This window comes from Sphingomonas zeicaulis (assembly GCF_050433225.1).
Classification (GTDB): domain Bacteria; phylum Pseudomonadota; class Alphaproteobacteria; order Sphingomonadales; family Sphingomonadaceae; genus Sphingomonas_D; species Sphingomonas_D zeicaulis.
In genome coordinates, this window is the sequence record NZ_JBNPXQ010000003.1 from 80078 (window position 1) to 91525 (window position 11448).

Sequence of the window (11448 nt, forward strand, 5' to 3'; positions counted from 1 at the left end):
TCAGCCCGCGCCGCGATCCAGCCGCGCGAGCAATGGCGCATAATCGCTGTCCGGCCCCGGCGCCCTGCCTGAGCAGATGCAAGCGCGGTTGCGGCCGCTGGCGAAGGCCGAGATGATCGCGCCGTCGATCACCGATGCCGGACGGTCCGGCCCGAGCATCCCCTGCAGCATCCGGCCGGAGGTACGCCCGCGCAGATAGCGCAGCCGCGCGGCGAAGGGCTGCAGCGCCGGATTGCGCGCGCAGGCCATGAACAATTCCTCCGCGGCCAGCATGTGCGTGCGTTCAGGCAGCAACCCGTCCATCGCCGCGAGCGCTTCCGCGCGGTTCGGCAACGGCGCGTCCAGCCCGCTCTCCTGCGTCATTCGGCGGTAGATCGCCTCGAACGCGCCCTGCAACAGTTCCGCGCTGGTACGGAACTTGTAGGAGACGACGCCCAAGGTCACCCCCGCCTCCGCCGCCACCGCACGGTGGGTTAGCCCGGCGACGCCGCGCGCCGCGATCGTCCGCGCCGCCGCCGCCGCGACCGCGTCCGCCACCGCATCGTCGGGCGGCGGCGGCGGCAGCAATTCACCGGCGCCGGCGCGCGCGCGTTCGAACCAGGGCGCGGCGCTGCCGATCCGGCCATCGAGCCACCCCGCCCAGCCCTGGCACAATTCGGTAAGCGCGGCGCGGTCGACCGGGCGGCGCCAGCGCAGCAGATGCAGGCCGGTCACCCCGTCGAACAGCCAGGCGAGCGCATTCGCCATGTCGGCCAGGCCGAGCCGCGCGGCGAGGTCGTCCCAGAAGCCCTGCCACAGCGCATCCCACTTCGCGGATCCCGCGATGTGGCGCGGGTCGCGCAGCGCCGCGAGCTGCGCCTCGCGGCGCGCGAAGGCGAGCGGGCGCTGCATCTCGCACCAGTCGTCGGCCAGCGCTGCGAGCACGGGGCCGATCGACGGCGCACCGGTGCCGATCGCGGACAACTGCTCCTCACACCAGCGAGTCGCGGCATGTCGCGCCGCCTGCTGCGTGCTTTCCAACAACTGTTCCAGATCGCCGAAGTGATAGTAGATCGAGGAGACCGGCAGCCCGGCAGCGGCGGCCAGCGGCCGCGCGGAAATTGCCGCCGCCCCTTCCCGCTCAAGCACGGAAAACACCGCTGAAACCAGCTTTTCCGGGGAAGTCGGCGCCGCGACGGCCGGCGGCAGAGGCGTGTCTGGCATATGATCTTCCTGTGGTCCGGCGCGCATAATCCAGGGTTCACTTCCAAGATACAAGTGTCACAGAGCTTACATACATCCGTTCTAATTGCCCGCCGACACAAAGCGGGGATTCACGATGACACGCAGTTCTTCGGCCCGGATGCGAACGTTCGTGCTGACCGGCGCGGCCTTGCTCGCCAGCGTTCCGGGAATGGCCGCCGCAGCCGATGAAGCCGCCGCCGACGCCGCGCCCGAACAGGCCGCGCAGCAAGATCCCGAAGGCGGCCTTGTCGACATCGTCGTCACCGCCGAGAAGCGCGAGACCAACCTGCAGAAGACGCCGATCGCGATCTCGGTGCTCGGCACGCAGGATCTCGCCAACCGCCACGTCCAGAGCCTGTCGGACCTGATGGACGGCGCGGTGCCCTCGCTGCGCATCGCGCCGTTCTTCTCGCGCAACTCGGCGCTGACCGTCGGCATCCGCGGCATCGTTCCGTTCGATGCCAACCAGCCGAGCCGCGACTCTGGCGTGGGCGTCTATATCGACGGCGTCTATCTCGGCCGTTCGCAGGGCCTTGGCATGGCGCTGATGGACGTCGAACGGATCGAGGTGCTGAAGGGGCCGCAGGGCACCTTGTTCGGCCGCAACTCCACCGGCGGCGCGGTGAGCATCGTCACCAAGAAGCCCTCGGGCGAGTTCCAGCTTCGCCAGACCGTAGGCGTGCGCAATTTCGGCGGCTATTCCAGCGAGACGCACCTCGATCTGCCGTCGTTCGCCGGGATCAGCCTGAAGTTCGACGGGCTGATTTCCAAGCGCGACGGCACGGTGAAGAACACCCTCGCCGACGAGAAGGATTTCAATGCCTTCGACCGCCGCGGCATCCACGGCGCCGCGCTGTGGGAGCCGAGCAGCCGCTTCAGCGCGCAGCTCGACGCCGATTATACCTATGACGTCACCACGCCCTATTACGTCCAGTTGCTCAACAAGAACCCGGCGGCGCCGGCGCTGGCGCCGATCGTGCAGGTGCAGCCGGATCGCGCGAAGACCGTCGATATTGGTGTGCCGCAGCGAGGCAATGTCGGCGAGACCTGGGGCATCGGCCTGCACATGAACTTCAAGGCGATGGATGGCCTCGAACTGCGCTCGATCACCTCCTACCGCCATCTCGAGCAGGACCAGTGGGACAATGGCATCGGCGCGCATGCCGGCGTGTTCCGTCCCAACGCCAATTTCGCGCGCTACAGCCTTGCCTCGCTGCGGCAGGAGCAGTTCAGCCAGGAACTGCAGGCGCTCGGCAGCGTCGGCCGGCTCGATTATGTCGGCGGCCTCTATTATTATCATGAGGCGGGCGACGACGACGCCTGGAGCCCCAACACGATGCGCTGGAATGCGGACGGCACCGCCGCCACGCCGCTGCCCTCGCTCGAAGCCGGCGCCACCGGCCCCTTCCCCGACCGCGCGAGCACCGCGAAGGCGGACAGCTATGCCGTGTTCGGCCAGGCGACGTGGACGCCGCCGGTGCTGGGCGACATGCTCAAGCTGACGCTTGGCGGCCGCTACACGCATGACGACAAGAGCGGCCGGCTCTACAAGGTTAACGGCGCCGATGCGCCCTACAGCTTCACCTTCACCGCCGATCGTTTCGATCCGCAGGTGACGGTGGCGTTCGATCCGAGCAACGCCGTGCAGCTCTATGGCAAGTGGGGCACCGCCTATCGCGCCGGCGGCGCCAATTCGCGCTCGCTGAGCTATCGCGCGTTCGGGCCGGAGAAGGTTTCCACCTTCGAGGCGGGCATGAAATCCAGCTTCTGGGATCGCAAGGGCCGCTTCAACATCGCCGCCTATACGACGCGCTACACTGACATCCAGATCGACTTCAGCGCCACCAATCTCGACAACAGCAACCGCACCACGCTGGAAACCGTCAATGCGCCGGGCCATGGCACGATCCAGGGCATCGAGGTGGATGGCTCGATCGCGCCGGTGCGCGGCCTGACGATCTCGGCGGGCTATGCCTATACGCATGGCGACCTGCCGCAGGCGGCCAACCCGTTCCGCGCTGGCGCGATCCAGGACGTGTATGTGGTCTATACCCCCGAACATGCCGGCAGCGCCTCGATCGACTATGAGCTGCCGCTGACCGGCGACACCGTCATGCGCGCGCATCTCGATGCCAATGTTGCGGAGGGCTATCGCGCGCTTTCGGGCGAGGACACGATGACCGACAGCTCGTTCGTGGTGAACGGCCGGCTTTCGGTGGCGGGCATCTCGCTGACCCGCGGCGCCAGCCTCGAGCTGTCGCTGTGGTCGCGCAACCTGTTCAACGAGCAGCACCTCTTCCTGCGCAGTTCCGCCGCCTACGCCGCCGGTGGCGACTACGGCATCTTCAACGAACCCCGCACCTTCGGCCTCGACGGCACGATCCGGTTCTGATCCTTTCGGAGATTCAATCCATGCATAACTTCCACTTCGCGGGCGCGCTCGGCGCGCTCGCCCTCCTCACCGCCGGCTTCGCCGCGACGCTGCCGGTCGATGCCCGCACCCCGGTGCAGGCCGCGCCGGCCCACCAGCGCCTGCTGCCGCTGGAAGGCGGGCAGAATTTCCGCGATCTCGGCGGCTACCGCACGCGTGGCGGCAAGACGGTGCGGTGGGGCGTGCTGTTCCGCTCGGGCGCGATGAACGGCCTGACCGCCAACGACTACGCCTATCTGGAAAAGATCGGCATCCGCACCGTCTGCGATTTCCGCAGCACCGCCGAGCGGACCTCGGCCCCGGTGCGATGGCCGGGCGGCCAGACGCCGGCGGTGTTCGCCGACGATTATGTGCTGGACATGGGCGGCATGGATTTCCGGGCCGCGGCAAGCTGGTCCGCCGAGGATGCCAAAGGCAAGATGGCGGCGCTCTATCCGCACCTGCTGAACCAGTTCAACGGCCAGTATCGCCGCATGTTCGCGCAGCTTCTGACGGGCAACGTACCGCTTGCCTTCAACTGCTCGGCGGGCAAGGACCGCACCGGCGTTGCCGCCGCGCTGATTCTGACTGCGCTCGACGTGCCGCGCGAGACGGTGATCGAGGATTATCTGCTCTCCAACCGCTATTTCGACCCGAAGAAGATCGAGGCCGATCCGCCGTCCGCCGCCTGGACGAAGCTGCCGCCGGCGGTGACGAAGGCGTTCATGGGCGTCGACCGCAGCTATATGGAAGCGGTATTCAAGGCGATCGACACGCATCCCGGCGGCGCCAAGGCCTATCTGCGCGACAGGCTGGGGCTTGGCGATGCCGAATTGACGCAGCTTCGGGCGCGCTACACCGCCTGATCCCGTCTCCGGCAGTGCGGCAAGCCAGCCGCTTCCCGCACTGCCGAAGTTCTGCTCAGCGCTCCGTCGGGGTCGGCGAGGCCGTGCGGCCATGCAGCGCGTCGATCTCCGCCTGCCGGGTGCGGAGGTAGTTCTCGCGGACGGCGGCATAGGGGTCGGCAGCACCTTCCCGCACCCTGCGGATCGCGCCATCGGCTTGCGCACGCTCGTCGACCAGGCGGATGGTGGTGGTCGGCAGAACGAACGCCGGATCATCGAACGGGCGCCCGACCGCCACCGGCAGTACCGACAGATCGCCGATCCGCCCGACAAGATCGCGAACCGTCGTCGGGCCCATCAGCGGCAGATAAAGATAGGGGCCCGGCTTCACGCCATAATAGCCCAGGGTGTAGCCGAAGCCGTTGTTTCGCCGCGGCAGATTGAACGGCTGCCGTTTCGCCACATCGAACAGCCCGGCGACGCCGATCGTCGAATTGATGGCGAAGCGCCCCAGGGTTTCCGCGCTCTTTCCCGGCTTGAGCTGCAGCAGATAGTTGAGCGCGACGATCGGTTCCTGAAGATTGCCCAACGCGTTGCGTAAGCCGCTGCGCACCGGCGACGGCACGACGCGACTGTAGGCGCGCGCGACCGGCCCCGTGACCGCTTCGTCGACCGACTGAACGACCGCGAATGACTGCGCGTTGATTCCGCGCAGAGGATCGCTCGGTGGCGCCTCGGACCGCGCGGTCACGACGATTGTACCATCCTGGGGCTGGGCTGGTTGCGGCGGCTCTGCGGACGGCAGATCACCCGCCTCGATCTGTGCCGCCTGCACCATGACCGCCGGCGCGGGCGACGCGGGGACCAGCACGAGATCCGCGTGGATCCCGACCAGCGGCACCGCAATGATTGACGCAAACAGGGTCATTCGCTCTTCCTTCGGGAGACGCAGGCGCGATGCATTCGAACAGCGCCACGGCCGATGTCGTGCCGGCGAGAAGTGGAACCGCAAACAGTGTGGCGACGCCCCATTTTAGGAAGTCGGCGCGATCCGATCCTTCGAGGCTGCGCAATGAACCCCGCGATGCATCCATTGACCGGGCGCCGGTTTCCGTCATGCTGACCCTCGTTCCTCGTTCGGCTTGCCGATCGGATTAGAAGGCATGTTTGATGATCGGAATGCCCGATGCGGGAATTAACCTGCCCATTCGTGCAGACGCCCCGCTCCGACGTTTTGCAGGATCGTGCAGCTTCTGTGTGAGATCGGGCATGGCGCTCCAGCCTGGGATGCGCATTCTTGGCGCTTGATCGATCAACAAGCGCACGATGAGCGAGCCCCGTTCGAAATGACGAGCACCAGCATCCCGATCCCGCTCTCCCAAGGTTTCAATTGTGACGACGCCGCGGCGGCCGGAACCTTGTCGGCCTTGGCACTGCGCTGGAGCGCCCGTTGCCTGATGGCGACGAGTTGGGTCAGCGGCGCCATCTTCGCGGGCTATATCATCACCTTCTTCGGCGGTGTGGCGCTGGGCGGTGCTGGCGCGCGCTGGAACGAGTCCCTGCCCGACCTCTATGATGGCCGTTCGCTGGCCACGACCGTAGCGATCGGCGCCCATTTCATCGCCGGCGGCGTGCTGCTGCTGATCGGCCCCATCCAGTTGATCGCCGGCGTGCGACAGCGCCTGCCCACGCTCCACCGCGGGCTGGGCCGGATCTACGTCGGTTCGGCCGGGCTGGCCGGGCTGGGCGGGATCGGCTTCATCCTGGGGCGCGGCACGATCGGCGGGCCGCTGATGGATATCGGCTTCGGCATTTATGGCGCGTTGATGGCGCTGTGCGCCGCGATGGCCTACGTTCACGCCCGGGCTCGCAATATCGGCGTGCATCGTGGATGGGCGATCCGGCTGTTTGCTCTGACCGTCGGCTCCTGGCTCTACCGGATGGAATATGGCGCCTGGATTGCGCTGACCGGCGGCGCGGGTATCGGCGACAGCTTCAACGGCTGGTTCGACGCGATCATGATGTTCTTCTTCTACGTCCCCAACATGATCGTCGTCGAACTGTTCATCCGCGGTCGCCGGCGAGATCGCGGAACGGCGATCGGGCTGGGGACGACGCTTGTGCTGCTGCTCGCCAGCTTCTTCATCGTCTTCGCGACATGGACCTTCACCATGCGAAGCTGGGGCCCGCGAATGATCAGCGGCATCGCCACGGCAACACGATAGGCGTGCCGGCGCACCCGAAACATGGCCAAATCACGCACATGGATTGACAATGGGCACCACTACGGTGCTGACAGACACACCCCTCCTCAGGCTTCGAAACCATGCCCCGTCCCGCTTCGAGAACCCTTTCCATGAATCGACAACCCGTCGCCGAAACCTTCGGCTTCTTTCGGGCCTGGCTGAGGAATCCGCTTGGCGTCGCCGCCATTGCGCCATCGGGCAATGTTCTTGCCGAACTGATCACGTCGCGCATCTCGCCGGAAACCGGCCCCGTAATCGAGCTTGGCCCAGGCACCGGCGTGTTCACCCGGGCGCTGGTGGCGCGCGGCGTGCGGCAGGAGGATCTGGCGCTGATCGAGTTCGAGGCGCATTTCGCAGCGGCGCTGAACCTCCGCTATCCGCATGCGAGCACGCTCAGGATGGACGCCGCCCGGCTGCACATGGTCGAACTGTTCGGCGGTCGACAGGCCGGCGCTGTGGTCAGCGGGCTACCACTTCTATCGATGCCCGTGCGCAAGGTTGCCGCCATTCTGGCCGCCACGTTCCGTAAGCTGACGCCCGAAGGCGCTGTGTACCAATTCACCTATGGGCCACGCTGCCCGGTGCCGCCGCTCGTGCTCGATCGGCTCGACCTGCGTGCGCAGCGCATCGGCGGAACGCTCGCGAACCTGCCGCCCGCGTCGGTCTATCGGATCGATCGGCGGTAGGAGAGGGAAGGATCTCCGCCCCGGCGCGCAGCGTCGGGACGGAGATCGGTTCGTTATCCTGCCAGGAACGGCAGCTTACGGGTGGGCGCACCCGTCAACGCAAGCATCGCATTTGCCACGGCCGGCGCGATCGGCGGAACGCCCGGTTCGCCCATGCCGGTCGGGCGGTTGGTGGAGGGCAGGATGTGCGTTTCGATCGCCGGCATCTCATTCATCCGCAGTACGCGGTAGCGATCAAAATTGGTTTCCTGGACGATACCGTTCTTCAGCGTCACCGCGCCATAAAGCGCTGCCGAAAGGCCAAACCCGATCCCGCCTTCCATCTGCGCCCGGATCTGGTCGGGCGCGATCGCGATGCCGCAATCGACCACCGCGGTCACGCGGCGGACGATCGGGCGGCCATCCTCGATGCGCACTTCGGCGACCTGGCCGACCACCGTGCCGAACGCCTCATGGATCGCCATGCCACGCGCCCAGCCCGACTCCAGCGGCGTGCCCCAGCCGGCCTTGCGGCAGAGTTCGTCGAGCACGGCCAGCCGGCGTGTCGCGCCGGCCTTGCGATAGAGCGCGCGGCGATAGTCCGCCGGGTCCCGACCTACACGGCGCGCGAGCTGGTCGACGATATGCTCCATTACCATGCCGTTGTAGGAATGGCCGACCGATCGCCAGAAGCTGACCGTTACGGGATAGTCCGGCGTGAAAAGTTTGCCGTCGACCAAGGTGGCGGAGGCGAAATAGGGTGAATCCTTGACGCCCTCCGAAGCGACATCATTGCCGACGGGCAACAGCGATTGCGCCACGATATGGTGGCGCCAGCGCGCAGGGAAGCCATCCGCCCCCAGTTCTATCCAGGCGCGCTGATGGACCATCGGCCGGAAGCAGCCCGCCGCCATCTCATCCTCACGAGTCCATATCAGCTTGATCGGACGGCCTTCGACGCGTTTGGCGACGCGCAGGCATTCGACGAGATAGTCGGAGGTCATCAGTCCGCGCCGCCCGAAGGATCCGCCGGCGGGCAGCACCTCGATATCCACCTTGCCGGGCAGCGTGAGCGCCACCCGGGCAGCATGGACCTGATCGACCGTCGGCAATTGGCTGGCCGAGACGATCTTGACATCCCAACCGTTGACCTGCGCGACGCAGTTCATCGTCTCCATCGGCGCGTGGGCAAGATAGGGGAAGTCCATCACGAATTCGATCGCGTCACTGCCGAATGCCGCTGCTTCGGGATCGTCGCCCTTGTCCTGAAAGCGACGCGGCTCGAGCTCGGTGCGTCCGGCCGCCGCGTCCTGATAGTAGCGGTTCAGTTCGTCCGACGAGCGCATTTCGGCTGCGCTGTCGTCCCATTCGACGCGCAAGGCGTCGCGGCCCCGGCGGGCAGCGAACATCGTCTCGGCGACCACGGCGACGCCAGTCTCGATCGCGAACACGCCGACGACGCCACTGATCCTGCGCGCGTTGCTTGCATCGAAGCGTGCCAGCTTGCCGCCGAAGCGCGGACTGTGTGCAACAAGCGCGGTGAGCATGCCCGGCAGTTGGACATCCTGCACATAGAGCTGCGTGCCGTGGCTCTTGGGCGCGCTATCCTTCCGCCGCACCCGATCGGTGCCGATGAGGCGATACGCGTCCGGCGCCTTGAGCACCGGCTGCTCGGGCGGCGTCTGGCGCGCGGCCTCGGCGAGCAGTTCAGCGAAGCTCGCCGCACGCCGCGACGACGGGTGCATCACCACTCCATCGCGCACCGCGATCGCTGCGGCTGGCACGTTCCATCGCGCGGCGGCAGCGGCAACGAACATCGCGCGCGCGGCGGCCCCTGCCTGGCGAAGCGTATCCCAATTGCCCGCGACCGATCCCGAGCCCGCCGTGATCTGCGCGCCATAGGCCCGGAAATTGCCGTGCGCGTCGATCACCCGCACCCGATCCCAGTTCGCATCGAGTTCCTCGGCCACCATCGCGGCGAGGCCGGCATGGATGCCCTGCCCCATTTCGTGCTGCTTGTTGACGATCGTCACCCAGCCATCCTGCGCGATGCGGATGAACGGGCCGAAGACGCTCGGCTCGGGGTCACTGCCGCCGCCTTGCAGGATCGCTCCGGCGACCTGCATCGGATGCGTCGCGGTATAGCCGACGACCAGCGCACCTCCGACAAGGGTGCCGCCAAGGATCATGCGGCGGCGCGTCATCGCGAAGCGTCGGCCGGGGGTGGAGGCTGCGGTCACAGGCGGTCTCGCGCGAAGGAGGGAAAGATCATGCCGGGCAGCGCCCGCCGGTTTCGAGCCATGCCGCAATCAGCACGCCGAATTCGGCCTGGGTGCCGGGGGCCGGGGTGCGGCCGCCGCCGGGATGCCAGGCCCAGCCGACCAGCGCATCTTCCGCCATGTGATGGAGCAGTGCCTCGCGTCCCATATGCGCCCGCGCGGGATCGAGCAGTTGGCGGCAGATGTCGCCGAGCGACTTACCCTGCCAGGCCATCTCGATCGGTGCGAGCCGCCACTTCGGGTTGCCAGGCACGCCCGCGGCGTCGAAATTCGCCGCCTGATGGCAGGTCGTGCACCGCAACGTCTGCGTTCCACCACCATCGGTGCCGCGCACCACCAATGGCGAATGCGGGCGCATCGCGTCGGTTTGCGTCGGGCTATCGGTGCGGGGGTGGCAATTGAGGCAACGCGGGTGGCGGATCACGCGGCCGGCTTCCTCGAACAGCGCGACTGAGCGCGCCGCCGGATCTTCGATCGCCGCGAAGTCGGCAACCGGCCTGAGATGCACTATCTGCGCCTCGGTCCGGGCGGGCGGCACTGCCTCGCTTTCAGGCATGGTCTGCGGCCACAGCGCGACGGCAAGGAAAAGAATGCCGACGGCGACCAGCGCTGCGACGATGGAGAGGCAGCCGAAGCGGCGGCGGCGGCTGGCGTTCATACCCGCGATGGCCCGTCGAGCGCCGCGGCGGCATCGTGGATGGCGGCGCGGATGCGGTTGTAGGTGGCGCAGCGGCAGATATTGCCGCTCATCGCCAGATCGATGTCGGCATCGGCGGGTGCCGGGGTGGTGCGCAGCAGTGCCACCGCGCTCATGATCTGGCCGGACTGACAGAAGCCGCACTGCGGCACGTCGCGTGCGACCCAGGCGTTGCGAAGGGCATCGGCCTCCGCACCGGCGACCGCCTCGATCGTGACGACCTTCGCGCTGCCGACGGCGGCCAGCGGGAGCGAACAGGATCGCACCGGCCGGCCATCGAGATGCACGGTGCAGGCGCCGCATTGCGCGACGCCGCAACCATATTTGGTGCCCGTGAGCCGCAGCGTATCGCGCAAAACCCACAGCAGGGGCGTCTGTCCGTCCTCATTCACGCGATGCGAGCGGCCGTTGATGGAAAGATCATAGGACATGGGGGGTGATTAGGCCGGGCGGCGGCGCCGGCGAACACCGGTTCCTTCAGAAAATTTGCCCGATCCTACGGCGTCGAGCCACCATCGGCGCGGATCGGTGCAGGCTCTCGCCTACCCCGGGGGATTTCGTTCAGAGCAGATAGAGATCGGTGTCCGGATCGCCACCATGGCGGCGTTCGGCCAGCCGGAAGCCGCGACGCGTAAGAAGACGGATCGACGCCGCGTTTGCCGGGTCCACGGTGGCGCGCAGTGGCGCAATACCGCGTTCCACCGCGATCGCGATCAACGCGTCGAGCAGTTCGCCGCCGAATCCCTGCCCCCAATGGGCAGCGCCGAGCCCGTAGATAATTTCCTCGCTGCCATCGCCAGGGCGCGCAAAGCCGGCCCAGCCGATCGGTGCGCCACCGCTGCGCCGCACGACCGCTCCGGTGCCAAAGCCGTGAAGCTCAAGGTTGACGCGCGATCGCTCCACCCACAGCGCGGCGTCGGCAGCGCTCAGCGGCCCGCCATCGCCCACGAAGCGGTAAACCTGCGGATCGGCGAACAGCGCCACCAGAACGGGCGCATCACTGGGCTCGAAGGGCCGGATAACCAGCCGCGGCGTTTCTATTGCGGCAGCGAGGATCATCACCGCCCCTCCCCGTCCCCTCC

Annotated in this window: 10 protein-coding genes; 4 read left to right on the plus strand and 6 right to left on the minus strand. The window is 67.2% G+C overall.

The window, feature by feature from the left end; all coding sequences use genetic code 11:
- Positions 1 to 1203, minus strand: a complete 1203-nt coding sequence (locus tag FHS96_RS13200) for a TetR/AcrR family transcriptional regulator (RefSeq protein ID WP_429591998.1) — start codon at positions 1201 to 1203, stop codon at positions 1 to 3.
- A gap of 115 nt (positions 1204 to 1318) precedes the next feature.
- Between FHS96_RS13200 and FHS96_RS13205 the strand changes: the two genes are divergently transcribed.
- Entirely contained in the window at positions 1319 to 3616 is a 2298-nt protein-coding gene (locus FHS96_RS13205) for a TonB-dependent receptor (protein ID WP_429592001.1), read from the plus strand.
- Between the two features lie 20 nt (positions 3617 to 3636).
- Positions 3637 to 4500, plus strand: coding sequence for a tyrosine-protein phosphatase (locus FHS96_RS13210; protein ID WP_429592004.1), 864 nt, complete (start codon positions 3637 to 3639; stop codon positions 4498 to 4500).
- Between the two features lie 55 nt (positions 4501 to 4555).
- Here the strand turns inward: FHS96_RS13210 and FHS96_RS13215 are convergent, their stop codons facing one another.
- A complete protein-coding gene (locus FHS96_RS13215; RefSeq protein ID WP_429592007.1) occupies positions 4556 to 5407 on the minus strand; it encodes an MlaA family lipoprotein in 852 nt (283 codons plus the stop codon).
- Between the two features lie 418 nt (positions 5408 to 5825).
- Here FHS96_RS13215 and FHS96_RS13220 point away from each other — a divergent pair, with 418 nt between their 5' ends.
- On the plus strand, positions 5826 to 6704 hold the full coding sequence (locus FHS96_RS13220) for a DUF2306 domain-containing protein (protein WP_429592010.1): 879 nt from the start codon (positions 5826 to 5828) through the stop codon (positions 6702 to 6704).
- A gap of 131 nt (positions 6705 to 6835) precedes the next feature.
- Entirely contained in the window at positions 6836 to 7411 is a 576-nt protein-coding gene (locus tag FHS96_RS13225; RefSeq protein WP_429592013.1) for a class I SAM-dependent methyltransferase, read from the plus strand.
- A 53-nt stretch (positions 7412 to 7464) separates the two neighbouring features.
- Here FHS96_RS13225 and FHS96_RS13230 read toward each other — a convergent pair whose 3' ends face one another.
- From FHS96_RS13230 to FHS96_RS13245, 4 genes are all read right to left on the minus strand, one after another.
- Entirely contained in the window at positions 7465 to 9630 is a 2166-nt protein-coding gene (locus FHS96_RS13230) for a xanthine dehydrogenase family protein molybdopterin-binding subunit (protein WP_429592016.1), read from the minus strand.
- Positions 9631 to 9658: 28 nt separating this feature from the next.
- Positions 9659 to 10327, minus strand: coding sequence for an Isoquinoline 1-oxidoreductase subunit (locus FHS96_RS13235; RefSeq protein ID WP_429592018.1), 669 nt, complete (start codon positions 10325 to 10327; stop codon positions 9659 to 9661).
- A complete protein-coding gene (locus FHS96_RS13240; RefSeq protein WP_429592021.1) occupies positions 10324 to 10797 on the minus strand; it encodes a (2Fe-2S)-binding protein in 474 nt (157 codons plus the stop codon). Before FHS96_RS13240 ends, FHS96_RS13235 begins: the two co-directional genes overlap by 4 nt.
- Positions 10798 to 10927: 130 nt before the next feature.
- Positions 10928 to 11425 (minus strand): GNAT family N-acetyltransferase, encoded by a 498-nt coding sequence (locus FHS96_RS13245; RefSeq protein WP_429592023.1) that lies wholly within the window; start codon positions 11423 to 11425, stop codon positions 10928 to 10930.
- Positions 11426 to 11448 lie beyond the last annotated feature (23 nt).

What these genes read in the sequence shown, in the direction of transcription:
- FHS96_RS13215 (WP_429592007.1), bottom strand. Translation starts at nt 5,407, where the DNA reads ATGACCCTGTTTGCGTCAATCATTGCGGTGCCGCTGGTCGGGATCCAC.
- FHS96_RS13245 (WP_429592023.1), bottom strand. Translation starts at nt 11,425, where the DNA reads ATGATCCTCGCTGCCGCAATAGAAACGCCGCGGCTGGTTATCCGGCCC.
- FHS96_RS13220 (WP_429592010.1), top strand. Translation starts at nt 5,826, where the DNA reads ATGACGAGCACCAGCATCCCGATCCCGCTCTCCCAAGGTTTCAATTGT.
- FHS96_RS13225 (WP_429592013.1), top strand. Translation starts at nt 6,836, where the DNA reads ATGAATCGACAACCCGTCGCCGAAACCTTCGGCTTCTTTCGGGCCTGG.
- FHS96_RS13210 (WP_429592004.1), top strand. Translation starts at nt 3,637, where the DNA reads ATGCATAACTTCCACTTCGCGGGCGCGCTCGGCGCGCTCGCCCTCCTC.
- FHS96_RS13205 (WP_429592001.1), top strand. Translation starts at nt 1,319, where the DNA reads ATGACACGCAGTTCTTCGGCCCGGATGCGAACGTTCGTGCTGACCGGC.
- FHS96_RS13235 (WP_429592018.1), bottom strand. Translation starts at nt 10,327, where the DNA reads ATGAACGCCAGCCGCCGCCGCCGCTTCGGCTGCCTCTCCATCGTCGCA.
- FHS96_RS13200 (WP_429591998.1), bottom strand. Translation starts at nt 1,203, where the DNA reads ATGCCAGACACGCCTCTGCCGCCGGCCGTCGCGGCGCCGACTTCCCCG.
- FHS96_RS13240 (WP_429592021.1), bottom strand. Translation starts at nt 10,797, where the DNA reads ATGTCCTATGATCTTTCCATCAACGGCCGCTCGCATCGCGTGAATGAG.